This window comes from Arthrobacter jiangjiafuii, assembly GCF_018622995.1.
GTDB lineage: Bacteria > Actinomycetota > Actinomycetes > Actinomycetales > Micrococcaceae > Arthrobacter_B > Arthrobacter_B jiangjiafuii.
This window is the reverse complement of sequence record NZ_CP076022.1, coordinates 3366151-3391422: the sequence shown is the minus strand read 5'-3', so window position 1 is coordinate 3391422 and position 25272 is coordinate 3366151. Positions and strand designations below refer to the sequence as shown.

Below are 25272 nucleotides of genomic sequence, written 5' to 3'. Positions count from 1 at the left end.
CTGCGGACGCCTGAATTCTCTAAAGTCAGGGCCGCGGATCGCCGGAAAGCATGCCCATGCTCACGGCGTCCACCCATGCGCCGTCCCACTTCAGGGCGTCGCGCTGCAGGCCCTCCACGGCGAAGCCGGCCTTCTCATAGGCGCGCTGCGCCCGCGGGTTGAACGCAAACACCTCGAGCGCCACGCGATGCAGGCCCAGGTCATCAAACGCGTGCGCGACGACGGCGCGGGTCGCCTCGGTGCCATACCCCAGTCCCAGCACCCCGGCCGGGGCGAGCATGATCCGAAAACCCACGGAGGCGTTGTCCGGATCCAGGTCATTCAGGACCACTTCGCCGAGGTACCGCTCCTTCCGGTGTTCCTCGTCCGGGTGCAGGGCGTCGGCGAGGCGGATGACGGCCCAATCGGCGCGGTCGTGCTGTTCGGAAAGTCCGCCAAGCCACGCGCGGATCTGCTCCGTCGTGAACTCCGCGTGGGTTCCGGTCAGGCGCTTGGATTCCGCGTCCTGCAGGGCAGCCCAAGCGCCGTCGTAATGTTCCGGACCCAGCGGTTCCAGGCGCAGCCGCGGTGTCGTGAGAGTGGCCTGGTCGGCGAAGAGGTTCCCGGAAATCATCTGGCCAGCCTATCCGCCGCCTGCGTAGCCTCGTGCCATGGACCGGAACACCCCCGCCGACCGCCTGCTGCTGATCTGGCGGGTGCTGTTCTGGTTCTGCGCGATAGCCGGGGTGCTGATGGCCGGGTTCATTCTCTTGGAGCTGACTGCGCCGGGCCGGGACCGTCCGGCGGCGTCCTTCCTTCCCGCAGTGTTCCTGCTGCTGGTCTGGGCGGGGCTGACCCGGTTTATCGGAATTCAGGTGCGGCGCCTGCGGCAGCCTCCGCGCTGAGGGGGATTCAAGCAGGAGATCGGCTGGGTTCAGCCGCTAAAGACGGAACCGATCTGCTCCAGGGCGCCGGGAACCAGCGAGAAATACGCCCACACACCGCGCTTTTCCCGGTGCAGGATCCCGGCGTCGACCAGGATTTTCAGGTGGTGGGAGACGGTCGGCTGGCCTAGGCCTACGGGTTCGGTGAGGTCGCAGACGCAGGCTTCGCGGTTTTCCTGTGCTGCGATCAGCGACACTAGGCGCAGCCGGGTCGGATCGGCCAGGGCCTTGAGGAGCCGGGCCAGCCGGACGGCCTCCTCGCCTCCCAGCGCCCCGCTGGTCAACGGAGTGCAGCAGGTGCCGGTGACGTCGTCGCATGCCGGGGCCGCGGGCCGGGCGTCGGTCAGGTCGAGGGTAGTCACCCGTCCATTATGCCCTCACATTGACAGCTGTCGATATCTCTCGGGATACTGAATATCGATTCTTATCAATATCTGCCGTTCAGCCGGTGCCTGTGCGCACCCGAGGAGTTCCGTGAGTACTGTTCCATCCCTGGGCGGGACGCCGCCGGCGGTTCCGCGCCTGTCCACCCTGGACCGTTTCCTGCCGCTGTGGATCCTGGGCGCCATGGCGGCCGGCCTGCTGCTGGGCCGCTTTGTGCCCGGCATTGGCCCGGCGCTGGACGGGCTGAAGATCGCCAATGTGTCACTGCCCATCGCGGTGGGGCTGCTGGTGATGATGTATCCGGTACTGGCCAAGGTCCGGTACAGCCAGACCGGGGCCGTGCTGCAGGATAAGAAGCTCATGGTCACATCCCTGGTGCTGAACTGGGTGGCCGCCCCGGCGTTCATGTTCGCGCTGGCCTGGATCTTCCTGCCCGACCTGCCCGAATACCGCACCGGGCTGATCATCGTCGGCCTGGCCCGCTGCATCGCCATGGTGCTGATCTGGAACGACCTGGCCTGCGGAGACCGGGAGGCCGCAGCGGTGCTCGTGGCCATCAACTCCGTGTTCCAGGTGTTTGCCTTCGGTGCGCTGGGCTGGTTCTACCTGCAGCTGCTGCCGTCCTGGCTGGGGCTGGAAACCACCAGTGCCGGGTTCTCCTTCTGGGCCATCACCGCATCCGTACTGATCTTCCTGGGCATTCCGCTGGTGGCCGGCTATCTCAGCCGGACCCTCGGTGAGCGGGCCAAGGGACGGGACTGGTACGAAGGAAAGTTCCTGCCCAAGATCGGCCCGTTTGCCCTCTACGGGCTGCTGTTCACCATCGTGGTGCTGTTTGCGCTGCAGGGCGGCACCGTCACTGAACGCCCGCTCGACGTCGTACGCATTGCACTGCCGCTGCTGGTGTATTTCCTGGTGGTCTTCGCCGCCGGAATGCTGCTGGGCAGGGTGCTCAAGCTCGGCTACGCCCGTACCGCCACCCTGGCCTTCACTGCCGCCGGCAACAACTTTGAACTGGCCATCGCCGTGGCAATCGGCACCTACGGGGTGACCTCCGGGCAGGCACTGGCCGGCGTCGTCGGGCCGCTGATCGAGGTGCCGGTCCTCGTGGCGCTGGTCTACGCCGCGCTCTGGGCCCGCCGCTTCTTCACTCCCGCCGCCGGGACCCCCACACTGGAAACCACCACCGAAAAGGCACACCGATGACCGACTCGCCCTCCGTCCTGTTCGTCTGCATCCACAACGCCGGCCGCTCCCAGATGGCCGCCGCCTACCTCACCGCCCTCTCCGGCGGCCGGGTGCAGGTCCGCTCCGCGGGTTCCGCCCCGGCCGACGCCGTGAACCCTGCCGCCGTCGCCGCCATGGCCGAGGACGGCATCGACATGTCCGCGGAAATCCCCAAGGTCCTGACCGTGGACGCGGTGCGCGAATCCGACGTCGTCATCACCATGGGCTGCGGCGACACCTGCCCCGTCTTCCCGGGCAAGCGGTACGAGGACTGGGCGCTGGCCGATCCGGCCGGGCAGGGAGTGGACGCCGTGCGGCCCATCCGCGACGACATCAAGGCGCGCATCCAGGGGCTGCTCGCCGAGCTGCTTCCCGAGTATTCCCAGCCGTAATTTCGCCTGAAGGAGCACATCATGGGCACTGATCCGGTCATCATCATCGGCTCCGGTCCCGCCGGCTACACGGCGGCGACCTATGCCGCCCGCGCCGGCCTGAAGCCACGGGTCTTCGCCGGGTCGGTGACGGCCGGCGGAGCGCTGATGAACACCACGGAGGTGGAGAACTTTCCCGGTTTTCCGGACGGCGTCCAGGGTCCGGAGCTGATGGACGGGATGCGCCGGCAGGCGGAAAAGTTCGGCGCCATCATCCAGTACGACGACGTCGTTTCCCTTGAGCTGGGCGGCCACACCAAGAAGGTGGTGACCGGCAGCGGTGAGAAGTTCAAGGCCCGCTCGGTCATCCTTGCCACTGGATCCGCCTACAAGGAGCTGGGCCTGCCGGAGGAGAAGCGGCTCAACGGCCGCGGGATCTCCTGGTGTGCCACCTGCGACGGCTTCTTCTTCCGCAACAAGGACATCCTGGTCGTCGGCGGCGGGGATTCAGCCATGGAGGAAGCCCTGTTCCTGAGCCGGTTCGGACGGACGGTCACCGTGATCGTGCGGCGCGGCGAACTGCGGGCCTCGCGGATCATGGCGATGCGGGCGAAAAGCCACGAAAAAATCCGGTTCGAATGGAACAGCGAGGTGACCGCGGTCCACGGCGCGGACAAGGTCACCGGCGTGACCCTGACGGATACCGTGACCGGCGACAAGCGCGAACTACCGGCCGACGGCGTGTTTGTCGCGATCGGCCATGTGCCCCGCACCGAACTGCTCCACGGCCAGGTGGACCTGGATCCGGAGGGTTACATTGTTGTTGCCGCCCCCACCACGGCCACCACCGCCGACGGCGTTTACGCCTGCGGGGACGCCGTGGACCACCGCTACCGCCAGGCGATCACCGCCGCCGGCACGGGCTGCGCTGCGGCCCTCGACGCCGAACGCTACCTGGCCGCACTCGAAGACTCAGACAGCATTGCCACCGCACTCCTTGAAGGATCACTGAATGACTGACCTGCCCGCCCAGCCTGCAATCGAATCGCCCTTCGCCGACCTGCCCGTCGTCGTCATCGGCGCCGGCCCCATCGGTCTGGCAGCTGCCTCGCAGCTGCTCGAAAACGGCCTCACGCCCCTGATCTTCGAAGCCGGAGACAGCGCCGCTGCCGCCGTCCGCGACTGGGGCCATGTGCAGCTGTTTTCGCCCTGGCGGTACAACGTCGACGCCGCCGCACGCCGGCTGCTCGAGGCCGGCGGCTGGCAGGCGCCGGACCCGCAGGTGCTGCCCACCGGCGCTGAGCTGGTGCAGCAGTATCTGGAACCGCTGGCCCGCACTGCTGAGATCAGCGCTGCGCTGCACACCGGTTCCCGGGTGCTGGCCGTCAGCCGGGTCGGGCTGGACCGCACCCACGCCGCCGGCCGCGACACCACCCCGTTCCTGGTCCGGGTGCAGACGGCGGACGGCAGCATCACTGATCACCGCGCCCGTGCCGTTATTGACGCCTCCGGGACCTGGAGCCGGCCCAATCCGCTGGGTCAGGCCGGCCTGCCGGCGCTCGGCGAGCACGAGGCGGCGCCGATGATTTCCCGGCCGCTGCCCGATGTCACCGGTCGCGACCGTGACCGGTTCGCCGGCCGCCGGGTCCTGGTGGTGGGCGCCGGCCACTCAGCTGCCAACACCCTGCTGTCCCTGGCAGACCTGGCGGATTCAGCACCGCACACCCGCATTCTCTGGGCCGTCCGCGGAGCCAGCGTCACGCGGCTCTATGGCGGGGGAGACCTGGATGGGCTGCCGGCTCGCGGCGCTCTCGGGACCAGGCTGCGCAATCTGGTCGAGGCGGGCCGGATTGAACTGCACACCTCGTTCACGATCACCGGGTTCAAGGCTGCGGACTCGCTGCTGGTCACCGGATCAACGCCCGACGGCGATTCCTCCCTGGAGGTCGACGTCCTGATTCCGGCCACCGGCTTCCGGCCCGAACTGGAGATGCTGCGCGAAATCCGCCTGGATCTGGACCCTGCCGTGGAAGCTCCCCGCGCCTTGGGGCCTCTGATTGATCCGGAATTCCACAGCTGCGGAACGGTTCCGCCGCATGGAGCGCGGCTGCTCGCCCATCCGGAGAAGGACTTTTATATTGTCGGCATGAAGTCCTACGGCCGGGCTCCCACGTTCCTGCTGGCCACCGGCTACGAGCAGGTCCGTTCCGTGGCGGCTGCCCTGGCCGGGAACTGGGCGGCGGCGGACCAGTTGGAACTGGAGCTTCCGGAGACCGGGGTCTGTTCCACCGATCTCGGCGGCGGCGGCTGCGACACCGAGACGGCCGCAGCCGCTGACGAGGCTGCGCCGTCGTCGTGCTGCGCACCGCAGGCTGAGGAACCGTCGTCGTGCTGCGCACCGCAGGCTGAGGAACCGTCGTCGTGCTGCGCAGCTCCGGCCGGGCCGCAGCCCGTCTCCCTGGGCTTCGCCACCGGCAGCGCCCACGGGCGTTCGGGAACTGGCGAGCGTTCTGAAGCTACAAAAACCTCCGGCGGCTGCTGCTAGGCCGCGCCGCTGAAGGTCAGCACCAGCAGTGTGATGTTCAGTCCCACCAACAGGACCGCCACCACCACGCCAAGCGCCGTCGTCCACCAGCGGTTGCAGTGCACGCCCATCAGGTCCGGGCGCGAGGTCAGCCAGACCAACGGGATCAGGGCAAACGGGATGCCGAAGGACAGGATCACCTGGCTCAACACGAGTGCCCAGGTGGGGTCGATGCCGGCGGCGAGGATCAGCAGTGCCGGAATCAGGGTGATCAGGCGGCGCAGGAGCATGGGGATCCGGACCTTCAGCAGCCCCTGCATAATCTCGGCTCCGGCATAGGCGCCCACCGAGGTGGAGGCGAGGCCGGAGGCGAGCAGGCCGACGGCGAAAAGGGTGGCCACGACGCCGCCGAGTGACGCTGCGATCGCGGCGTGCGCTCCTTCCAGCGTGTCAGTTCCGTCCACGCCCTGCAGCGAGCTGGCGGCCAGCAGCAGGATCGCGAGGTTCACCGTTCCGGCGACGGCCAGGGCGATGGTGACATCCCACCGGGTGGCGCGGATCAGCATGGGCGTGGTCAGGATGGCGCTGCGGTCCGGGAAGCGGTCCCGGGTCAACGCGGAATGGGCGTAGATGGCGTGCGGCATCACTGTGGCGCCGAGGATGGAAGCAGCCAACAGTACCGATTCGCTGCCCTCGAAGCGGGGGATCAGCCCTTCGGCCAGGGCGCCGGCGTCCGGAGGTGCGATGATGACGCCGGCCGTGAACCCGACGGCGATGATCGCCATCATCGAGATGATCACGTATTCGAAAGTGCGGTGCCGGCCGCTGCCCTGCAGTGCCAGCACGGCCATCGAAATCACACCGGTAATGACGCCGCCCAACAGCAGCGGCAGGTCGAACAGCAGCCACAGGGCCACCGCGCCGCCGATCACTTCAGCCACATCGGTGGCCATGGCCACCAGCTCCGCCTGCAGCCAGTAGAGGCGGCGCCCGGTCTTGCGGCCCATGCGCTCACCCAGCAGTTCGGGCAGGGACTTGCATGTGACCAGTCCGAGCTTCGCCGAAAGGTACTGGATCAGCCAGGCCATCACGTTCGCCACCACGACCACCCAGACCAGCAGGTAGCCGAAGCGGGCTCCGGCGGTCATATTGCTGGCCACGTTGCCCGGATCGAGATAGGCAACACCGGCCACCAGGGCAGGGCCAAGCATCCAGAGCAGGCGTTTCGGTGCCGGCAGGGAGGCGCTCGTGGAGTCCGTGGGGCGTTCCGAAGGCGGTCCCGAGGGTGATCCCGACGGGGGCACAAATGCGGTTCGGCGGCTCATGCATGAAACCTAGCACGAAAGTTCGGTGCGCCGAAGTTTGTACCGTGGACATGCGAACACGGGCTCAAAGTTCTGTCACGTCGGCTGCCGGGGGGCCTCAGGGCAGTGGCAGGTATTGACCCGCCGGACCAAGTGATCGAGCCAAAAAGTGGGGTATCTGCAGAGGCGGAAAAGGGGCTGTTTTGGCCTGTTTGGGGCCCTTTTCGCGCCGGAAATGTCAGAGGCGGATGAAAGCCTGAAGACATGGATCAGGACAGGAATGTTCCCGGCAACAGCGCCGGCAGCAACGCCGGCAACAACGCGGGCGGCGACGACGGCGGCGGTGGGGCCGACGGCGGTTGTGGCGGGGCGCGCGCGACCGCGGCGGCGGCCGCGGCGGAGCGCAGCCGGGCGGTTTTCGACGCCGGCCTGGGAGCTTTCACCGGCTCCCTGGTCCTGCAGGGCGTCGAAATCCTGGATCAGGACCAGGCCGGTGCGGTGTTGACCCGGCTGGATCAGCTGGGCAGATGGGTGCAGGCGCAGCAGGCCAAAGTCCTGCACCGAATCGAGGACATCTTCCGGGACGAAATGTTCTTCGCATCAGGGAAACCCGAGCCCGGCCTGGCATTCAGTCTCGCCGCCGAAGAGGCCGCGACCATCCTGGGGATCCCCACCGGCACGGCGGCCATGCGGATGAACGAAGCCGGCTCTCTCTGCGGGACCCACGCCGCCACACTGGCGAAACTCGAGTCCGGGGCGCTGAGCTACGGACATGTTCAGACGGTGCTGGATCAGTCCCAGAGCATTCCCGCCGGCGAACTGCCGGGATTCGAAGCGGAGCTGTTGGGCGTGGCAGTTGCGGGGCAGACGGGTTCCCAGTTTCGGGTCAAGGCCCGGCGGCTGCGGGAGAACAAGTATCCGGAGACGATGCAGAAGCGGCAGCGCACGGCCTTTGAGAAGCGCCGCGTGGTGCTGGATCCGGACTGTGACGGGATGTCCTGGCTCTCTGCGTTGTTGCCAGCAGAGAAAGCGCAAGCGATCTTCACTCAGCTTTCGAAGGCCGCCCGTGGCGAACGGTCCGCCGGCGATCCACGCATGGTGGATCAGCTGCGGGCAGACATTCTCGAGGATTTGCTGCTGGACCGTGACGATCAGCAGGCCAGCTCCAATGCAGAGAAGGGCGACGCAACTGCCTGTGGCGGGAACCCTGGTGATAAAGCGGCTGGCGGCAAGACCCGTGGCCGGGCAAGGGCCCGGGCACGGACCGAGATCCTGGTGCTGATCACCGCCGAAACTCTCTTCGGCGCCGACGAGCAGCCCGCGGAGCTACACGGCTACGGACCCATCAGCCCCGAGACCGCCCGCCGGATGGCCTGGGAGGCAGCGAAATGGACTCCGGTGGAACGGGATCCGGAGACCGAGGAAATCCTGCGGGTCGGTCGACGGCGGAAAGTCCCCGCCGGGCTGCAGCGCTGGTTGCGCGCCAGGGATGGAACCTGCCGGTTCCCTGGGTGCCGGTCCAATGCCGTGATTTCCGAGATTGACCACACCCGGCCCTGGGCCCAGGGCGGGGCAACCGACCACGACAACCTCGAACACCTCTGCCGGCGGCACCACATGTTCAAAACCGAAGGGTTCTGGAAGGCCTGCCAACCGGCAGCGGGGATTATCGAGTGGACCTCACCGGGTGGGCGCGTTTATCGGACAGATCCTCACCTGCAGATGGTGACCTCGCCGGTCGTGCCGCTGGCAGCCGATGTGCCGCTCCCAGTCGTGCCACTGGCAGCAGATGTTCCGGTCCCAACCGGTGTGGATGACCAGCCTGATTCCGACGCTGATCCTCCGCCCTTCTAGGTCAGGCTCTTCGTGGGAGGGTTGGTCCTGCTCTCGACTCTTCCTTCACTGCTGCCGCTGTTGTTTCCTACGCTGTCGTCCCCGGCGCCGACGCTTGGGTCTTCCGCCTCATCCGGGAAGGCCAGGTTGCGCCGGTGGGAGGTGAATAGCCACAGCACTGCACCTGCCACCGGAATCAGGACAATGACCGCGGCCCACGCCCGCCGTCCCGCAACGGAAACCCAGAGGGAATTTCTCACACTGAAAAGAGCCGCGGCGGCCAGAGTGGCGTAAAGAACCACTGATACTGCAATCAGCGGCAACCACATCAGGTATTCGATAGGCATGGAATAACCTTGCTCTTTCATCATGAACAGGGGACAACGGGCGGTGAAGGAGTCACCAATCCGGACGTTCACCCCAGAATATGGTCCCGGCCCGCTGTCACACCTCATCCCCTGTGATGACATTTGGCCGCGGTGCCTGCCACGGCAACCTTCCGGTGACTTCCAGCTGCAGCGTGTAGCTAAGGAAGGTCCGGATCAGGACAATCAGCGCCAGCACACCCAGAGATTCAAAGGTGGGAGTCACCGCCACGGTGCGGATGATGTCCGCTGCCACCAGCAACTCGAGCCCGAGCAGGATCGACCGTCCCAGCTCCTGCCGGTAAGGCTCGTACACCGGTTGGCCGGAGCGTCGCAACAGGGCAAGGGCAGCGGATCCGGTGGCAACAATGGCACCAATGATGATCGCCGCCACGCCGGCCAGATCCACTATTTCGCCGGTCACTTCGATAATGCCCTTGAAATCCACAATGTGCTCCGCTCACCGGGCCGCTGGCGTTCCTCAGAAAAGGGTTGCTCACAAAGCTAGGCCGCTGCCGGCACCGCATCCACTCCCCGGCCCGGATAATGACGGAGCTCCGCAGGAGTTTGTGTCACCGGGTAGTAGAAGGACCAGTCGTCGTAGGGGTCCTGCCAGGCGGACTTGTCCCGCGGAATCCGGTGCACGGTCTCCGCCGGAATCCAGCGGTTATGGGCACGGCCGGCGTCGTCGATCCAGTGCAGGAGCACCTGGGTGCGGGTCCACGCGGCAGCCTTGCCATCGATGATGGCTGTGCCCATGCGGCACCGCACGTAGGGCTCGCGCCGGTAGTGGGCATGGGTAACGGCACGGGATTGTCCCGGGCCCGGACGCTGCTGCGTTGCCTGTCCGGCGGAACCGGGTGATTCAGGGGCAGCACTGCGGGGGAGGAGCGCCGACGGCGAAGAAGTCATGGGACCACCATGCCGCCCGGCTCTGACATTCCTAGGCGGCGCCAGCTTTAGATCAGGAGCGACTCAGGAACCCTGTTCAGGAAGCCATGTCCCGCCATAGTGCGGCAGCCTTGTTGGCAACCGCGGCACCGTGATTCGCAACGCGGCGGGGAGCCATGCGAATGACCGGAGCAAGATCGGAAAGGCCGCCATGGAGGGTGTGCTGCGTGGCGTTGCCGGGCTCGCCCTCGCGGCGCACGGGGTTGGCGTCGGGAGTCGGGCGGTTGGCCAGCATGTACACGGCAGCAACCATCGCGACCAGCAGCGAAATGAGGGTCACCACGCCAAGCCCATACAGGGCGAGCAGCGCGTAGAAGGGGGAATCAAAGAGTCCGGCAATGAAGTCTGCGCTGCCCAACAGCAGCCAAAGCCAGAAGATACCTACAGCGATGAGCATCGTCCGCCCACGGCGGAAGAGCATTGCGGATTTTTTCCGCGCCGAAGGCATTGTTTGAGACTCCCCGCCCATTTCCACTCCCCAGATAGCAGACCCGGCCATGCAGGTCCTCAAGCAGATAATAGCCCGTTTATGACGCAACACCGTTTCACGGTGCGCCAGAATGTAGTGTGTCGCTCCGGGAAGGGTAGAAATTTGAACACGAAGTCCGGTCCGGGCCTCCTTTTTGTCCTGGTCTGCGCCATGGGCGCGGGCCCGGTCATGAATTACGGCCTCAGCGCTGCGAGCAGCCTGATCATTGATGACCTCGGCATCAGCGAGGCGCAGTTTGGCCTGCTGGCCACCGTCTGTTTCCTCAGCGCTGCCCTGTCCTCGGTGTCCCTGGGCCGGCTCAGCGACCGCATTCCGGGACGGGCCCAGCTGCTGATGATCTTCGGCGGAACCGCGCTGGCACTGATCCTGATGGCCCTGTCCCGCAACTACGTGTGGCTGCTGGTTGCCGTGGCCCTGTCCGGACCGGCACAGGCGATTTCCAACCCGACTACCAACCGGGTGATCACGCATCACGTTGAACCCGCCCGCCGGTCCGGTTGGCTGGGCATCAAGCAGTCCGGCGTCCAAGCCAGCCAGCTGTTCTCCAGCCTCTTCTTTCCCGCTGCAGCGCTGGTGGCCGGCTGGCGGGGCTCTGCCACGGGAGCCGCCGTCGTCATGGCCGCGCTGCTGCTGTATTCATGGAACAAGCTGCCCGCTGACCCGCCGATGCCGCCGCAACCCAAAACCGCAGCCGACGGGCGCCAGCGGTTTCCGTTGACGGTGTGGCTGCTGGCTGGCTTCGCCCTGCTGTCGGGGGCCGGAATGCAGGCAACCAATGTGTATCTGCCGCTCTTCGCGCAGCGAGAACTGGGATTTTCGCTGCTTATGGCCGGTGCCGCCGCAGCTGCCGCAGGTGTGGTGGGGGTGGCCTCACGGGTTCTGTGGGGGCGTCGGATGGCCGCCGGCACAACGGTGCCGATCCTGCTGGTCACGCTGGCGCTGGGCGCCATCGGCGGCGCCGGGCTGCTCCTGGCGGCAGGCCAGACCGGCCTGCCGGTGTTTCTGTGGACCGGCGTCGTACTCCACGGCGCAACGGTGCTGGGCGTGAATGTGGTGGTCATGGCCGCCGTGCTGCGCGAGGTGGAACCGGCCCGCGTCGGTGCGGCCACGGGAGTTGTGTCGCTGGGGATGTATGCGGGGTTCGCCGCCGGTCCGCTGGCGATGGGGCTTCTGCTGCAGCACTCCGGCGGGTTCCTGGCCGGGTGGATCTTTGTTGGCAGCGGGTATCTGCTGTGCATGGCGCTCGGCCTGGTCCTGCACCGCACCGCGGCCCCGGCGACGGCGGCCGCCTGACGGGCAACCTTTCCTGACCAGGCGGAATTGCCCCGCCGCGCTGTCACCCACAGCCCGTTCACAGCTCGATGACAGCCTGGGGGTACATCCGCGCACACGTGGTCGACGACGAATCCCTTCCCCGGAACCCGCCTCCCCGAACTCAGGTGCCTTCCGGAGCAGCAGGGGGTTGGGCGAGCCGCGGACTGCCCGGGTTCATGAGTGAGTGCCTGCGGCCGTAGAACCAGTAAATGATCAGGCCGATGATCAGCCAGACGCCGAACCGCAGCCAGGTCTCCCAGTGCAGCTGCAGCATCAGGAAGCCGGAGGAGAGCACCCCGAACGCCGGAATCCACGGCATGAGCGGCAGCCGGAATTCCCGCGGTGCATCCGGCTTCTGGTAGCGCAGCACGATCACCGCCACGGAGACCACCACAAACGCCGCGAGGATGCCGATGTTCGTCAGGTCCGCCACCGCACGGATCGGAAAGATGCCGGCCAGCAGTGCGGACGCGATCCCGGCGATCCACGTCACCCGCTGCGGTGTCCCGTGGCGGTCCGTGCCGGAGAACCATCCCGGCAGCAGCCCGTCGCGGCTCATGGAGAACCAGACCCGGGTCACGCCCAGCAGGAAGGTGAGCATGACGGTGAGGATGGAGATCACGGCAAAGGCCGAAAGCACCGTGGCGATGACGGGCAGCCCCACGGATTGGAACGCGGAGGCAAAGCCGGCGGTGGGGCTGATCTCTGTGTAATTCTGCATTCCGGTCAGCACCAGTGTGGCCAGGATGTACAACACCATGGAAATGCCAAGGGACAGCAGGATCGCCTTGGGCATGTGTTTCTTGCCGTCCGTGGCCTCTTCGGCTGCGGTGCTCATGGCGTCGTACCCGAAGACCGCAAAGAACACTGTTGCAGCGCCGGTGAAGACCACGCCGAATCCGTTGGGCAGGAAGGGCGAGTAGTTGTCGGGGTTCACGAAGAAGAACCCCAGCCCGACGATGAAGAGAATCAGCAGCACCTTCAGGGCCACTGCCACCAGTTCGAACCGCCCGAACGTCTTGGTGCCCCGGCTCAGGATCCAGGTGATGAACAGGCAGACCACGATGGCCGGCACATTGGCCACGCCACCCTCCACCGTGTCGCCCGTGCCCTGCATCCAGACGGGAACCTCGACGCCGATCCCCGCCATGAACTCCGTGAAGTACCCGGAGATGCCGATCGCCACCACCGCCACGATCGCCGTGTATTCCAGCAGCAGGTCCCAGCCGATGAACCAACCGATGATTTCGCCCAGCGCCACATAGCCGTAGGTGTAGGCCGACCCGGCCCGCGGAACCATGCCGGCGAACTCGGCGTAGGACAGGGCCGCCGCGGCGCTTGCCAGCCCGGCAACCAGGAACGAAATCAGCACGCCGGGCCCGACGCCGGGGGCATCGGGTCCACCGTTGGCCACCAGTCCGGCGAGGGTGAAGATGCCGATGCCGATGATGCCGCCCACGCCGATCGCGGTCAGCTGCCAGAGGCCAAGGCTCTTGAAGAGTTTGCTGCCGGTTTTTTCGTCTTCCACCTCTTCGATCGGCTTGCGTCGGAAGAGGGATGCGGAGGACGGGCTTTCTGCCGTGGTCATGGAAGGCTCCGATCATCGCTCGCTGCCGGCTGTTTCAGCAGTGCCGTACTTAGAGGTAATTCAGTACGAAAGCAGTATCGTCCCGCCGGAGGGCCCCGGGAAAGACCCGCCGTGGAGAAGGCAGCTGGAAGCCGCTGTTCAGCCCCCGGTCTGGTCCCGGTCCGGGGCGTCCTCGGGTTGCGGAGAGTCGACGAACTTCAGGCCCACTACGCAGCCGATGATCCCGGCCAGGAAGAGGATTTTCAGCCCGCCGGGCTGCTCCCCGCCGGACAGCATGGCGTAGGCCACGGTCAGCACCGCGCCCAGCCCGGTCCACACGGCGTACGCGGTGGAGATGGGAATGGAGTTCATGGCGTAGGACAGGCCCACCATGGAGGCGATGCCGGCGGCAAGGAAGATCAGGGTCGGGACCAGCAGGGTGAATCCGGCTGACGCATCCAGGGCTGTGGCCCAGACGGCTTCGAGGACGGCGCTGAGGAGAAGGACGATCCACGGCATGCTTAGCCCACCAGCTTCAGGCCGACGACGCAGCCCACGACGCCGAGAAGTAGCAGGATTTTCACCACGGTGGCCTTTTCGCCGCCGAAGGCCATGGCGTAGGCGGCGGTGAGGACCGCGCCGATGCCCACCCAGACGGCGTAGGCGGTGCCCACCGGAATGGACTGCATGGCGAAGGCGAGGCCGGCCATGCTCAGGATGATGCCCGCGGCAAAGATGACCGTTGGCCAGCGCCGGCGGAAGTTTTCAGATTTGCCCAGCGCCGTCGCCCAGACGGCCTCCAGCATGCCGGAGAGAACAAGAATGACCCATGCCATGACAGATTCCTTTGGCCAGTCTTGTCGCTGTCCGGGTACTGAACCGTCGTCCGGAGACCGGCATCCGGTCTTGGCATCCTACGGTAGCAAATCCGGCGCCAACCGGAGCAGTTGTTGACCGGATGCCACTGCGCCTCCTGCACGGCCGTGGACATAAGGCCGTGGACATAAGGGGGCATGACGATTATCAAAATCAACGCGATCACTGTTGCGCTCCGAGGACGAGGGGATGATGGGCCAGTCCGTCGTCGTCGCGCCCGGCACCCCGCCGAAACAACCGTCTGAGGAGCAACCGTCTCCGGAACAAAACCCAGACCCCGAACACCAGCACTGAAGCCGGATTCCGGCGGAAAAGGAGCAGAATATGAAAACCCTCTGCTGAGCCTGGGCATGGCATGCTGTCCGGCAGCGATCAGCGTCCGTCCCGTCATCACCCGGCCATCCACTACCCGAAGGAGCAAACCATGCGCGGATCAGCAGTGATCGTTGGAGCCGGTATCGCCGGAACCGCGGCCGCCCGCGGCCTGCTGCGCGCCGGCTGGTCAGTCCAGGTCTTCGAGCGCAACGCCAGCTTTCCCGCCAGCGGAACGGCGCTGGGCATGTGGCCCGAAGCGATGGATGCCCTGGACCGGCTGGGGGTGGGGGACGCCGTCCGCGCCGACTCTGTGCAGGAGCGCGGCGCCCGCCTCCTGCGTCCCGACGGCAGGGAGATAGCTGCCCTGGGCCTCGGCCGCACTGCCCGGCTGGTGCCCCGGACCGTGCTGTTGAATGCCCTGGCCGGGTACCTGCCAGCCGGTCTTGTCCAGTGGAACTCACCGGTGGCGGAGCGCGCAGTCCTCCCGGAAGCCGATGTGGTGGTGGCGGCCGATGGGATTTCCAGCCCCCGGCGCACGGCATTGTTCGGAACCCGTCCCCGCCCGCTCGGGACCGTTGCCTTTCGGGGGACGGTTCCGGGGCGGGCCGGCGGGGTTTCGGAGACCTGGGGTGCGGGCCGGCTGTTCGGGATCACGCCGCTAGATGCCGAAAGCACCAACTGGTTCGCCTGCCTTCGTTCGGCCGACCTGCCTGGTTTCCTGCCCGACGGCGCCCCGCAGAGCCGCCAGGCCCGGGTCCAAGCCGAGGCCCCGCAGATCCTGCGCGGGCTCTACCGGGGCTGGCACCCCGGCGTGGCCCGGGTACTGGACGCGCTGGACGGAAATCCGGTGGACTACCGCGAACTGTTCGATATTCCGCCGCTGCCCTCCTACGTTTCCGGGAGGACGGCGCTGCTCGGCGACGCCGCCCACGGCATGGCGCCGAACCTCGGGCGGGGAGCCTGCGAAGCGCTGCTCGACGCCGTCGCGCTCGTGACCGCCCTGACCACGGCTCCCGACGTTGCGGCGGCACTGCGGACGTACGACGCCGGCCGGCGGCGACACGGAATCCGCACCGTCCGGCTGGCCCGGCTGCTGAACCGGGTCAGCACGGCCCAGCGGTTTACCGCTCCCCGGAACGCGGTGCTGAATGCCGCCGCCCGGTTCAGCTGACGGCGCCGGTAACCAGGGTGCGGATCCGGTACAGGCTGGTCGTGGCCGTCATGTAGAGGGTGCGGCCGTCGTCGCCGCCGAAACAGACGTTGCTGACGGTCTCCGGCACCGGAATATGCAGGATCTCCGTTCCATCCGGGGAGAAGACCCGGACCCCGTCCCCGGAAGAGGACCACAGATTCCCCTGGGCATCCAGCCGGAAACCATCCGGCACCCCCGGAGTTACCTCGGCAAAAACCCGCCCGTTGCGGGCAAACCTGCCATCCACGACGTCGTACGCGTGGATGGCATGCCCGTGCAGCCGCGCCCCGCCGTCCATCGCCGGGGTGCCCAGTGAGGTGTCCGAGACGTAGAGGATGGACTCGTCGGGGGAAAACGCCAGCCCGTTGGGCACCTCCACATCGATGACCGCCGGCGTCAGCTCACCGCTGGCCGGGTCAAAGCGGAAGACGTACCTGTCCCCGTATTCCTCCCGGCCCGGATGCCCCTCCGTGTCCTTCTGGATCCCGTAGGAGGGATCGGAGAACCAGATGGTTCCGTCGGACTTCACCACCACGTCATTGGGGGAGTTCAGCCGGCGGCCGTTGTAGGAGTCCACCAGCGTTTGCACGGCGGGCACGGCGCCGGGCGTGGTGCCGGTGTCCCGCTCGATGGCCCGCCGGCCATGCGAGCACTGGACCACCGCCCCGCTGCGGTCCAGGGCACGGCCGTTGGGATATTCGGCGTCGGCGGCGTAGACCTCCAGTGCTCCGGTCTCCTCGCTGAACTCCAGCACCCGGTTGCCGGGAATGTCGCTGAACCGCACGGCCCGCCGCTCCGGCAGCCACACCGGCCCCTCGGCCCAGACCGCGCCGCTGGCCACCCGCTCCGGCTTGCTGCCGGGGGCAATCAGGTTCTCAGGGGCAATCGGCATGTGTGGCTCCGCTTCGGTGAAGGATCAGGGATGAGTCACAGCATAGATGGGTCCCGGCGCTGGCGGGGACACGGTGAAAGCGGCGCCCGACGGCGGGGCGATAGGCTGGGGTTCATACCCTTCAGACCCCTAGGAGAAGACCACCGTGAGTGCAGCCCTGACCTCCCTCGTTTCCAGCGCCGGCCTGATCGGCGGTTACAAAACCGCCCGCGACACCGGCAACCGCCAGCTCGGCGGAGCCGTCCTGGCCGCTGCAGGCACGGTGGCCTTTTTGCTGTGGAAGCGCGACGCCGGCACCGGCACCGCTGCCGCCCTCACCGCCGCCTACGTTGCGGCCTTTGGCCTCTCCCATCCGCTGGCCAAGAAGCTCGGCGCCTGGCCTGCCGTGTACACGGTAACCGGCGCCACCGCCGCGGCCTCGCTGATCTTTGGCCGCCGCCGCTGACTGCTAAACCGGCCGGTAGCCAGTGACTATCCGCCGGACAGCCGGAGCACAAGATCGGCCTGTCCGGCGTGGGCAGTTATCAACCTGGCATTGGCGTCGTCGCTGCCCAGGGCCCACTCACGGGCCTGTTCCGGGGTCTTGCCGAACGCTGCGTGCCGGCGGATCAGGCGCTGGCGGCGGATGTCGTCGTCGGCGTCGAGATACCAGACCTGATCCAGGGCGGCCCTGGCCCGCGGCCAGTGGCCATCCGGCTGCAGCAGGTAGTTCCCTTCGGTGATGACCAGGGGAACGGTGCAGTGCACGGGCAGCGCAGAGCCGATCGGCTCCTCCAGATCCCGTTGAAAATCGGGAGCATAGATGACCGGCTCCTGCTCCGTTTGAAACCGCAGGCGGTGCAGCAGCGCCGCGTAGCCGCCGTCGTCGAACGTATCCGGTGCGCCCTTGCTGGCGCGCCGGCCCAGCGCGTCCAGGACGTTGTTCGCCAGATGGAAGCCGTCCATCGGCACCAGTACGGCGGTCCCGGGTCCGAGCGCCTGAACGAGCCGTGCGGCAACCGTGGATTTTCCGGCCCCGGGAGCGCCGGTGATGCCCAGGATCCGCCGGGTGCCGCCGGAGGCCAGGGAACGTGCCCGGCGCACCAGTTCAGCCAGGTCAGTGAGCACCGGCGGGGTTGTTCCGGCGCCGTTCGCACGGCCGGGAAGGGAGGTGTCCATCTGGACATTCTCCAGCAGAAAAACTCTTCGCGGAGCGGGAATCATCGGCCGGAGCCCTGCGTTATTCTGTACGGACGCCGGAGAAGGCGGCCATCGCAGCAAAGTGGCAGCCAGGAAAACGCGGAAGCCACGACTTGGCAACTGAACACGGGGATGATCGGTTTCGACGATGTTTGCCGCGACAGGGGAAGCGGGCCGAGGATGCAGAGTTATCTCGCTAACGCTCTCTGCAAAAAAATAAGTGCCAAACCTATGCGCACTGACTTCGCCCTTGCTGCCTAAGCAGTAAGGCACAGTCCGTCAGCCCGGAGTTGCTCTCGCTCCGGTGCCTGGCGTCGTTTAGAGGGCCACTGCTGAACACCCAAGCCGTGAGGGTGTTCGGGACACTTTGACGGCTGGGCCCGGATCAGCCGCACGTCTGTACGACGGCTGGGGCCAAGAAAATCCGACACAGACTGCGCCCGGAGAAGCCCTATCAACACAGCATCGGACGGGGGTTCGATTCCCCCCATCTCCACGAGTCAGATTCACGACCGGCGGCTGCCGGACCGAAGGCCTGCCCGCAACCGGGCGGGCCTTCGCTGTTTCCCGTCGTTACTGAAAAGCTGCCACTGTCGGCTGCTACTGAAATTCGAGCGGTATGACCGTTCCCTGGTGGTAGCGCAGCCGCGCCTGCCCCGCTGACATGTCCCACACTGAATTTCAGCATGTTCGTTCATGGGTTCAGTGTGCCTGATGGCCGGACCTGACCGTGTGTCCTTTTCCAGCCGGGTATGCCTCCCTACTCTGGAAGGTGGACATGGGGGGCTTCCCACGAGACCAAGGACCTCAAATGGCACAAGGACCTCAGGCAGCACAGGAGCACCGGAATGAGCCGCCCGGCAGTGGCTCGAATCCGCTGAGAATGGGCGTGTTCTCCATATCGCCCGTCCTGGCAGCGGCGTGGAAGAAGGGTTTCTTCGCCGACAACGACGTGCATGTGGTGTATGAACAGGTGCAGTCCTCGGACCAGCAGTTCCAGGACTTCGCCGCCGGAAACTACGACGTCCTGCAGACCGCCTGGGACAACGTGGTCAACTACCGGACCAATGCCTCCAATAACCTGGGACGCCCGCTCTACGCCATGGCGGACTTCGCGCTGGACCTGGGCATGGGGCTGACCGTTACCAGCCCGCCGGAGATCACGTCGATGGAGGCAATACGCGGGGGCGAGGTGGCTGTGGATGCCCGGAACAGCGGCTACGCCTACGTCATTTACTACCTTTTGGAACAGGCCGGGCTCGCCCGGGACGAGGACTATACCGTCGTCAGGCACGGCGGCTTAGCCGAACGCTATCTGCGTTTGAGCGACGGCTTCACTGCTGCCACGCTGCTGAGCGACGGACTCGAGGCGCTGGCGCAGCAGCAGGGAATGAACCAACTGGCGGATGAGTCAGCGCTCGGCATGCCCTATGTCGGTTCAGTCGCCGCATGGAATGGGGACTGGTACGCCGAGCACCGTGATGTCGGGGAACGATTCCGTGAAAGCTACGAGGCGGCCCTTGCCTGGGTGCTGGACCCGGGTCACCGGGACGAAGTGGTGGACCTGGTGGCCAATGTCCGCGGACTGCCCAAGCCCGACGCCCGGCTGGTGGTTGACGCCGAACTGGGGCCCTGGGGCATCGCGCGGGACACCAATGTCGCCGATGATGCCGCCCGGTCGGTGATCGGCCTGCGCCAGCAATACAACGGGTTCGACGCCGATCCGGTGGTGGACCCGTACGGAAACCTGTTGCCGTTTTTCGTCAGCAACGGCCCGGATGCCTCCTAGCCCTCCACCCGCCCGGCCCCGGACGCGGGCAGTACGGGGAAGAGGGCCGGCTCGGTATAGCCGGCGGCAGTAAATGCCCCCAGCACCGCGCCGGCGACGGACGCGGCGTCGTCGGTCTTCACGAGCGTTATGGCCGATCCGCCAAAACCGCCGCCGGTCATCCGCGCGCCCAGCGCTCCGGCGCCGCGCGCTGCCTCGACTGCCAGATCCAGCTCTGGGCAGGAAATCTCAAAGTCATCGCGCATGGACGCGTGGCTCGCGTTGAGCAGCGGGCCGAGCGCGGCCGGACCCTGCTCCTGCAGGAGGTCGACGGCGGCCAGCACGCGGGCGTTCTCTGTCACCACATGCCGGACCCGGCGGAAGGTCTCATCATCCAGGGTGCGGGCCGCTTCCGCCAGGTCGGCATCCGTGAGATCACGCAGCGCCGGCACGCCCATGGCCCGCGCCCCGCGCTCGCAGGAGGCCCGCCGGGAGGCGTAGCCGCCGGTGGAATGTTCGTGGCTGACCCGGGTGTCGATCACGAGCAGCGTGAGGCCGTTAGCGGCCAGATCCAGTGGGACCAGCCGGGATTCCAGGGACCGGCAGTCGAGAAAGACCGCATGGCCCTCCTCGCCGAGCAGGGACGCGGACTGATCCATGATGCCGGTGGGAGCACCCACCATCCGGTTCTCCGCACGCCGCCCCAATTCAGCCAGCTCCGGCCCGGTCAGGCCGGCGTCGGCCAGGTCATTGGCCATGGTGGCCACCGCGCATTCCAGGGCGGCGGAGGAGGAGAGGCCGGCACCGACCGGGACATCGGAATCAATATAGAGGTCCATCCCGGGAATCCGTGTTCCGCGTTCCCCGAAGGCCCAGAGGACACCCAGCGGATAGGCGGCCCAGCCGGTGATGCTGCCGGCGCTGATCCCGTTCAGGTCAGCGCTGGCCGAACCTCCGTCGCCGAGGGACGAATACACCCGGGCGGTGCGGTCCCGGCGCGGGGCGGCGGCCACCAGGGTGGAGCGGTTGATGGCGAACGGCAGCACAAAGCCGTCGTTGTAGTCCGTGTGCTCCCCGATCAGGTTGACCCGGCCGGGCGCTGACCAGATGCCGGCAGGCTCGCGGCCGAAGCGTGCGGTGAAGGCGGCGGACAGCTCAGCGGCGGAGAGTGTCATTGTCAGCCTTTCCGGGCGGTAGCGGGAACAGCGGCGCGCAGCTGTGCCGCCACCTGCTCGGGGACGGTGTCATTGATAAAGGCGCCCATCGCGGCCTCCGAACCGGCCAGGAACTTGAGCTTGTCCGCCGCCCGGCGCGGCGAGGTGAGCTGCAGGTGCAGCCGGCTGGCGGGGCGGAAACGTGCGTCCAGCGGGGCCTGGTGCCAGGCGGCAATGTAGGGCGTGGGTGTGGAATAGAGGCCGTCCACGCGGGCCAGCAGTTCGAGGTAGACGCCGGTCAGGTCATCGCGTTCCTCGTCCCGCAGTTCGGCCAGGTCCGCGACCTGGCGGTGCGGCACCAGATGGACCTCCAGCGGCCAGCGGGCGGCGAACGGAACATAGGCGCTGAAGTGCCGGCCCTCAAGGACCATGCGCTCGCCGGAGCTTCGTTCAGCATCCAGCACTGCCCCCACCAGGGTCCGGCGGCCCTCGGAGGCCTCGAAGTACGCCGCTGCCTGCTCCGCCATGACAGCGGAGCGCGGAGGAATGAAGGGGTAGGCGTAAATCTGTCCGTGCGGATGCAGCAGCGTGACGCCGATATCGGCGCCGCGGTTCTCGAAGCAGAACACCTGCCGGATGCCCTCCATTGCTGACAGCGCTCCGGTCCGCTGCGCCCAGGCATCCACCACGGTACGGGCCCGTTCGGGGGAGAGTGATCCGAAGGATCCCTCATGTGCCGAGTCGAAGGCAACCACTTCGCAGCGCCCGTACGCCGGCGCCGTCGTGCCCCAGACCGGATCCGCCGGCAGCAGGCCCAGTTCCGGGCCGAAAGAGGGAAACCGGTTTTCGAAGACCGCCACCTCGTAGTCCGTGGCCGGGATTTCGGACAGGTGCGACGGCGACGACGGGCAGAGCGGGCACTGGTCGGCGGCGGGCAGATGGGTGCGGGTCTGCCGGTGCGCGGCGACGGCGATCCACTCCCCGGTCAAGGGGTCATAGCGGACGGTTCCGCTGGCGGGCCGGTCCGGCAGGCCACGGCGGTCGGAGGGACCTGCCAGGCGGCGGCGGGCGGTCGCTTCGGACGCATCGAAGTAGATGAGCTCCCGGCCGTCGGAGAGCCGGGTGCTGGTGTGGACTGTCATAACTTCCTTCGTCTGCCGGCTGCCCCGGCCCCAGACTATCCCACGCCCTCAGGCGCCTGTCCGCCGCCTTGGGGTGCAGCGCAGGGAGCTTTCGCTGGCATAGTGGTAAGCAGGCTTATAATCTAAGGGTGCCGTCGGGGATGTGAAGCCCCGCTTCGCAGTCCGTTCCAGCCACTGCGCGCCGACAATGTGTTCCTGTTTCAAGTAAAGGAGAAGCGACTATGTCCAGTGCTGACCACAGCCCTGTCGTACCTGCCGAGAACGAAGCCGATGTCCTGGAACAGCAGGCGCCCGTTGTTCCGGAGGCCCAGGAGGATACGGGGAGCCAGGACCCGGTCCGGGCGCACGGGGACCCGCTGCGGCCCGAGGGGTCCGAAGCCGACCGTTTGGAGCAAAGCACTGACGGAGGGGCGGGCACCGACGAGGATGAGTACCCCCGCGGCGACGAGGAGCAGTACCCCGCCGGCGCCGATGAGCAATACCCCGCCGGAGCCGATGACTGAGGAGCCGATGACTGAGGAGGAGTAGGAGCGCTCAGGCTGCCCGCTCGGCAGGTGCCGTCGTCGGGCGGGGCGCCCCGCTCTGGTGCGCACCGTGCGGCCTGATGCCGAGTTCCTGCATGGTGTGGGCCTCCAGATCCGCCACGGCCGTCTCCGGCAGGTCGATGATGCCGTGGAGTGAACCGCGCAGACTGCGGTAGGCGGCGTCGACCTCTGACCGTGTAGCGGCCTGGTCGAGGATGATGTTCAGGGCCTGCCGTGCGCTGGCGAGCTTGCTGCGTTCGGCATCGGTAAGCCGGGACTGTCCGCAGCGCCGGGCATATTTCTCCGCCGTCGTCAGCGCCACTTCGAAGCGGTCCACGGCGTGGCTGAGTTTGGAACCCGCTGCGTGCCCCCGCCCTAGGTCCAGGGCCTGCGCCTCGGCGGCCCGGATGCCCTGCATCGCGACGATCACCTCGCGGACCACCGGATCGGTGTAATCGGTCATCACCGGGTAATCGATCATCAGCGCGACGTCGGTTTCGTAGCGGGACCATTGCACCAGCAGCTGGTCCCGGCGTGCGTACAGCCGCTGCCAGGACTCAGCCTGGGCGGCGGCTGCAGAGCGGCGGTTCCGCCTGCCGCGGGCCTTCCGGCTGCCGAAGCGGATGCCCAGCCCCAGCGCCAGCAGTGCGCCGATAAACAGCGACGGCGTGATGAATACGGCCAGGAATGAAAACACCGAGGGATCCCCGCTGTCTCCGGACACCGCCACCTGGAGCAGCTGGACGAGGCCGTAGCCCAAAACGGCCACCATGCCGGCAGCAAACGCCGTCAAAATCAGAGCTGCCACCGCGACTTTTTTCGCCAGTCTCTTCAGCATGGCGCCAGCTTACCGAAACCCTTGGCCGCCGGGACAGGGTCGTGGCCTAAGTCATCGTGAACTCCAGCACCGGCTTCGCCATGTCGGCCCCGACAACCTCCGGGGCCCGCTTGTTCCCGCGCACCTCGAACGAGTGGTTGCCGCCGTCGATCCACTGCACCACGGCGTTGGGTCCGATCCGTTCAGCCACCGGCTCCAGTTCCCCGGGCAGCGCGAAGGGATCGCGGGTGCCCTGCAGGAAGAGCATCGGCAGGCTCAGCCCGTACAGGTGCTCGTCGCGCAGCTTCTCGGGCTTGCCCGGCGGATGCAGCGGATAGCCGAGGAAGATCAGTCCCGCCGCCGTCATCCCTTCCGCCACGGCCATGGAGGCCATGCGTCCGCCGAAGGATTTCCCGCAGGCCCAGAGCGGCAGGCCGGCGGTACGCGCCGCCGCCGCCTCCATCGCCGCACGCCAGGCAGCGATCGCGGCCGGCGGCCGGTCCGGGAACTTCCGGCCGGCCTCGCGGTAGGGGAAGTTGAAGCGCAGGGTCGCAACGCCGCCGTCGTTCAGCGCATCGGTAAAACCGGTGAGGAAGGGATGGTCCATGCCCGCTCCGGCCCCGTGCGCGACGACGACGGCGGCCGTTGCGTCCGCGGGGCCGGCAAAGGCGGCGGTGACTTCGGTGTCACCTGTGGGAAGGGTGAACTGCTCGTGCTCAAGTGGCATGTCCTCCAACTTACTGCCGCGTGCGTGGGCTTCGTATCCGGGAGACCAGCCGCAGCGCCGGCCCCTGCAGGAACAGCAGCAGCAGCCCCCAGAGTCCGATGCGCGGAAACAATACCGAGACGGCCAGGGCGAGGAGCATCAGTAGTGTGAGGATTCCGGCCGGTGCCAGCGCCACCGGTCCGGCATCAGGAGGCCGGATTTCGGGTGTGCGGTGGATGATCAGCTGCTGGATCAGCCCAAAGGCACTGATCCAGGCGAGCGTGCCGACATAGAGCCCGTTCGCCAGGGGACTCTCCCGGTTCGCGTCGTCGAGCAGCTCGGTAGGGAAGGGCAGGAACACCACCCCCAGCATCCAGGGCATATTGGCCCAGATCAGTGCCGGTGTGCCGCCGGTGACCTGCTCGTAGGTGTGGTGGTGGGCCAGCCACAGGCGGAAGATCACCACGAAGCTCAAGGCAAAGGCAAAGAGCTCGTAGGTATCGTCCCTTATGAACCCGGCAAGGTCAGCGGCTCCGATGCGGCTGGCATCGTCGACCAGCGGGAGGATCAGGAGTGTCATCGCGATGGCCGTGACAGCGTCCACGTAACTGATCAGCCGCGAGATGCCGGTGCGGCCGGTCAGTGGCGGGCGGAGCTTCTTGTCCATGGCACACCGTCTTCCGCGCCCGGTTGGCAGTGCGGCCATCCTAGCCGGAGCGCAAGGCGGGAGAAACAGCGATGGCGCCTTACCGCACCCAGCGGTGCTTGCTACCGTCGAATGAGACGCAGATGCACTGTTGCAGGACCAGCAGAAGCAACAGGCACAGGAGAAGCCGACGTGTTCCGCGAGGAGGAACCATGCGCGCACCAGTCGATTTTCGGCATGCAGCCAGGGATACCGGGGCGGTGATTGCCGGAATCCGGGACGATCAGCTGGACTGGCCCACCCCTTCGCCGGAGTACACGGTGGGCGATCTGCTGGACCATATGGACGGCCTGTCGCTGGAGTATGCGCTGAGCGCCCGGAAAAGCGCGCCGCCCCCTGGTGTGGAGGAGCCGCCGCCGGCCGACGCCGGGAACCTCGCCGTGGGCTGGCGCGAGCGGATCCCCAACCAGCTCACCGCGCTGGCGGGCGCCTGGGCGGACCCCGCCGCCTGGCAGGGTGAGACCGTCGCCGGGCGGGTGCCGCTGTCCGCCTCGGAGGCGGGCATGTTTGCCCTGGACGAGATCATCGTGCATGGCTGGGACCTGGCCCGCTCCACCGGGCAGCACTTCAATCCGGACCCGCGTGCGGTGCAGGCCTGCGCCGAATTCCTCCTGGAACAGCCGCGCAGCCCGGAGCTCTTCGGACCCGCGGTGCCGGTGGACGAGGCCGCGTCGCCGCTGGACCAGCTGGTCGGGCTGACCGGCCGGGATCCCGCCTGGGTTCCGGAGATCTGACCGGCGCCCCAGCG

Annotated in this window: 29 protein-coding genes, 1 other RNA gene and 1 riboswitch; of the genes, 13 read left to right on the top strand and 17 right to left on the bottom strand. The window is 67.1% G+C overall.

Annotated elements, in window-relative coordinates; translation table 11 throughout:
• Positions 1-25 precede the first annotated feature (25 nt).
• Positions 26-613 carry a GNAT family N-acetyltransferase gene (locus KKR91_RS15935; protein WP_210227367.1) on the bottom strand — a complete coding sequence of 196 codons (588 nt, stop codon included), beginning with the start codon at positions 611-613 and terminating at the stop codon, positions 26-28.
• A 37-nt stretch (positions 614-650) separates the two neighbouring features.
• On the opposite strand from KKR91_RS15935, the gene KKR91_RS15930 reads away from it, so the two are divergent.
• Positions 651-884: a hypothetical protein gene (locus KKR91_RS15930; RefSeq protein ID WP_210227369.1), complete on the top strand. Its 234-nt coding sequence runs from the start codon at positions 651-653 to the stop codon at positions 882-884.
• Between the two features lie 29 nt (positions 885-913).
• Here the strand turns inward: KKR91_RS15930 and KKR91_RS15925 are convergent, their stop codons facing one another.
• Positions 914-1285 (bottom strand): ArsR/SmtB family transcription factor, encoded by a 372-nt coding sequence (locus KKR91_RS15925; protein WP_420481406.1) that lies wholly within the window; start codon positions 1283-1285, stop codon positions 914-916.
• A gap of 112 nt (positions 1286-1397) precedes the next feature.
• Between KKR91_RS15925 and arsB the strand changes: the two genes are divergently transcribed.
• From arsB to KKR91_RS15905, 4 genes are read left to right on the top strand one after another with little or no spacing between them, the layout of a single operon-like run.
• Entirely contained in the window at positions 1398-2513 is a 1116-nt protein-coding gene (gene arsB / locus KKR91_RS15920) for an ACR3 family arsenite efflux transporter (protein ID WP_210227371.1), read from the top strand.
• A complete protein-coding gene (locus KKR91_RS15915; RefSeq protein ID WP_210227373.1) occupies positions 2510-2926 on the top strand; it encodes an arsenate reductase ArsC in 417 nt (138 codons plus the stop codon). The genes arsB and KKR91_RS15915 overlap by 4 nt, the downstream gene beginning before the upstream one ends.
• 21 nt (positions 2927-2947) lie before the next feature.
• Positions 2948-3925 (top strand): thioredoxin-disulfide reductase, encoded by a 978-nt coding sequence (gene trxB, locus KKR91_RS15910; protein WP_210227376.1) that lies wholly within the window; start codon positions 2948-2950, stop codon positions 3923-3925.
• Positions 3918-5450 carry an NAD(P)-binding domain-containing protein gene (locus KKR91_RS15905; RefSeq protein WP_210227378.1) on the top strand — a complete coding sequence of 511 codons (1533 nt, stop codon included), beginning with the start codon at positions 3918-3920 and terminating at the stop codon, positions 5448-5450. Before trxB ends, KKR91_RS15905 begins: the two co-directional genes overlap by 8 nt.
• Here KKR91_RS15905 and KKR91_RS15900 read toward each other — a convergent pair.
• The gene (locus KKR91_RS15900) at positions 5447-6754 is read right to left on the bottom strand and encodes an Nramp family divalent metal transporter (protein ID WP_210227380.1); all 1308 of its coding nucleotides are present in this window, start codon (positions 6752-6754) and stop codon (positions 5447-5449) included. The two genes, KKR91_RS15905 and KKR91_RS15900, sit on opposite strands and share 4 nt — an antisense overlap.
• A gap of 243 nt (positions 6755-6997) precedes the next feature.
• Between KKR91_RS15900 and KKR91_RS15895 the strand changes: the two genes are divergently transcribed.
• The gene (locus KKR91_RS15895) at positions 6998-8587 is read left to right on the top strand and encodes an HNH endonuclease signature motif containing protein (protein WP_210227382.1); all 1590 of its coding nucleotides are present in this window, start codon (positions 6998-7000) and stop codon (positions 8585-8587) included.
• Here KKR91_RS15895 and KKR91_RS15890 read toward each other — a convergent pair.
• The 4 genes from KKR91_RS15890 to KKR91_RS15875 form a co-directional block, all read right to left on the bottom strand.
• Positions 8584-8985, bottom strand: a complete 402-nt coding sequence (locus tag KKR91_RS15890; protein WP_210227384.1) for a PLDc N-terminal domain-containing protein — start codon at positions 8983-8985, stop codon at positions 8584-8586. The two genes, KKR91_RS15895 and KKR91_RS15890, sit on opposite strands and share 4 nt — an antisense overlap.
• 25 nt (positions 8986-9010) lie before the next feature.
• Positions 9011-9379, bottom strand: a complete 369-nt coding sequence (locus tag KKR91_RS15885; RefSeq protein ID WP_210227386.1) for a DUF1622 domain-containing protein — start codon at positions 9377-9379, stop codon at positions 9011-9013.
• Positions 9380-9435: 56 nt separating this feature from the next.
• A complete protein-coding gene (locus KKR91_RS15880; RefSeq protein ID WP_210227387.1) occupies positions 9436-9843 on the bottom strand; it encodes a hypothetical protein in 408 nt (135 codons plus the stop codon).
• A 76-nt stretch (positions 9844-9919) separates the two neighbouring features.
• Positions 9920-10303 carry a hypothetical protein gene (locus KKR91_RS15875; protein ID WP_210227389.1) on the bottom strand — a complete coding sequence of 128 codons (384 nt, stop codon included), beginning with the start codon at positions 10301-10303 and terminating at the stop codon, positions 9920-9922.
• Positions 10304-10474: 171 nt separating this feature from the next.
• On the opposite strand from KKR91_RS15875, the gene KKR91_RS15870 reads away from it, so the two are divergent.
• Positions 10475-11665 carry an MFS transporter gene (locus tag KKR91_RS15870; RefSeq protein ID WP_237687409.1) on the top strand — a complete coding sequence of 397 codons (1191 nt, stop codon included), beginning with the start codon at positions 10475-10477 and terminating at the stop codon, positions 11663-11665.
• A gap of 142 nt (positions 11666-11807) precedes the next feature.
• Here KKR91_RS15870 and KKR91_RS15865 read toward each other — a convergent pair whose 3' ends face one another.
• The 3 genes from KKR91_RS15865 to KKR91_RS15855 all read right to left on the bottom strand — a co-directional run bounded on the left by KKR91_RS15865 (position 11808) and on the right by KKR91_RS15855 (position 14089).
• Positions 11808-13274, bottom strand: coding sequence for an amino acid permease (locus tag KKR91_RS15865; protein ID WP_210227391.1), 1467 nt, complete (start codon positions 13272-13274; stop codon positions 11808-11810).
• Positions 13275-13412: 138 nt separating this feature from the next.
• Complete coding sequence (locus tag KKR91_RS15860; protein WP_210227392.1) at positions 13413-13772, bottom strand: DMT family transporter; 360 nt, start codon at positions 13770-13772, stop codon at positions 13413-13415.
• A gap of 2 nt (positions 13773-13774) precedes the next feature.
• Positions 13775-14089, bottom strand: a complete 315-nt coding sequence (locus tag KKR91_RS15855) for a DMT family transporter (protein ID WP_210227393.1) — start codon at positions 14087-14089, stop codon at positions 13775-13777.
• A gap of 10 nt (positions 14090-14099) precedes the next feature.
• Positions 14100-14164: riboswitch (guanidine-III (ykkC-III) riboswitch) on the bottom strand.
• A 389-nt stretch (positions 14165-14553) separates the two neighbouring features.
• On the opposite strand from KKR91_RS15855, the gene KKR91_RS15850 reads away from it, so the two are divergent.
• Positions 14554-15615 (top strand): FAD-dependent oxidoreductase, encoded by a 1062-nt coding sequence (locus tag KKR91_RS15850; protein WP_210227394.1) that lies wholly within the window; start codon positions 14554-14556, stop codon positions 15613-15615.
• Here KKR91_RS15850 and KKR91_RS15845 read toward each other — a convergent pair.
• Complete coding sequence (locus KKR91_RS15845; RefSeq protein WP_210227395.1) at positions 15608-16528, bottom strand: SMP-30/gluconolactonase/LRE family protein; 921 nt, start codon at positions 16526-16528, stop codon at positions 15608-15610. The two genes, KKR91_RS15850 and KKR91_RS15845, sit on opposite strands and share 8 nt — an antisense overlap.
• A 145-nt stretch (positions 16529-16673) precedes the next feature.
• On the opposite strand from KKR91_RS15845, the gene KKR91_RS15840 reads away from it, so the two are divergent.
• Positions 16674-16973: a hypothetical protein gene (locus tag KKR91_RS15840; protein WP_210227397.1), complete on the top strand. Its 300-nt coding sequence runs from the start codon at positions 16674-16676 to the stop codon at positions 16971-16973.
• Positions 16974-16999: 26 nt separating this feature from the next.
• Here the strand turns inward: KKR91_RS15840 and KKR91_RS15835 are convergent, their stop codons facing one another.
• Entirely contained in the window at positions 17000-17686 is a 687-nt protein-coding gene (locus KKR91_RS15835; RefSeq protein WP_210227399.1) for a nucleoside/nucleotide kinase family protein, read from the bottom strand.
• A gap of 149 nt (positions 17687-17835) precedes the next feature.
• On the opposite strand from KKR91_RS15835, the gene ssrA reads away from it, so the two are divergent.
• Both ssrA and KKR91_RS15825 read left to right on the top strand, forming a co-directional pair.
• Positions 17836-18206: a transfer-messenger RNA gene (gene ssrA / locus KKR91_RS15830) on the top strand.
• Positions 18207-18518: 312 nt separating this feature from the next.
• Positions 18519-19496 carry an ABC transporter substrate-binding protein gene (locus KKR91_RS15825; RefSeq protein ID WP_210227401.1) on the top strand — a complete coding sequence of 326 codons (978 nt, stop codon included), beginning with the start codon at positions 18519-18521 and terminating at the stop codon, positions 19494-19496.
• On the opposite strand, the gene galK is transcribed toward KKR91_RS15825, so the two are convergent.
• Positions 19493-20650 (bottom strand): galactokinase, encoded by a 1158-nt coding sequence (gene galK / locus KKR91_RS15820; protein ID WP_210227404.1) that lies wholly within the window; start codon positions 20648-20650, stop codon positions 19493-19495. The genes KKR91_RS15825 and galK overlap by 4 nt on opposite strands.
• Before the next feature lie 2 nt (positions 20651-20652).
• The gene (gene galT / locus KKR91_RS15815; RefSeq protein ID WP_210227406.1) at positions 20653-21771 is read right to left on the bottom strand and encodes a galactose-1-phosphate uridylyltransferase; all 1119 of its coding nucleotides are present in this window, start codon (positions 21769-21771) and stop codon (positions 20653-20655) included.
• Positions 21772-21992: 221 nt separating this feature from the next.
• Between galT and KKR91_RS15810 the strand changes: the two genes are divergently transcribed.
• A complete protein-coding gene (locus tag KKR91_RS15810; protein WP_210227408.1) occupies positions 21993-22274 on the top strand; it encodes a hypothetical protein in 282 nt (93 codons plus the stop codon).
• Between the two features lie 31 nt (positions 22275-22305).
• Here the strand turns inward: KKR91_RS15810 and KKR91_RS15805 are convergent, their stop codons facing one another.
• Genes KKR91_RS15805 through KKR91_RS15795 form a run of 3 tightly spaced genes read right to left on the bottom strand, consistent with a single transcriptional unit; the run spans position 22306 to position 24485 of the window.
• Positions 22306-23133, bottom strand: a complete 828-nt coding sequence (locus KKR91_RS15805) for a hypothetical protein (RefSeq protein WP_210227410.1) — start codon at positions 23131-23133, stop codon at positions 22306-22308.
• A 46-nt stretch (positions 23134-23179) separates the two neighbouring features.
• A complete protein-coding gene (locus tag KKR91_RS15800; RefSeq protein WP_210227412.1) occupies positions 23180-23839 on the bottom strand; it encodes an alpha/beta hydrolase family protein in 660 nt (219 codons plus the stop codon).
• Positions 23840-23849: 10 nt separating this feature from the next.
• A complete protein-coding gene (locus KKR91_RS15795; RefSeq protein WP_210227414.1) occupies positions 23850-24485 on the bottom strand; it encodes a TMEM175 family protein in 636 nt (211 codons plus the stop codon).
• Between the two features lie 191 nt (positions 24486-24676).
• Between KKR91_RS15795 and KKR91_RS15790 the strand changes: the two genes are divergently transcribed.
• The gene (locus KKR91_RS15790) at positions 24677-25258 is read left to right on the top strand and encodes a TIGR03086 family metal-binding protein (protein ID WP_210227415.1); all 582 of its coding nucleotides are present in this window, start codon (positions 24677-24679) and stop codon (positions 25256-25258) included.
• The last annotated feature ends 14 nt before the right edge of the window (positions 25259-25272 follow it).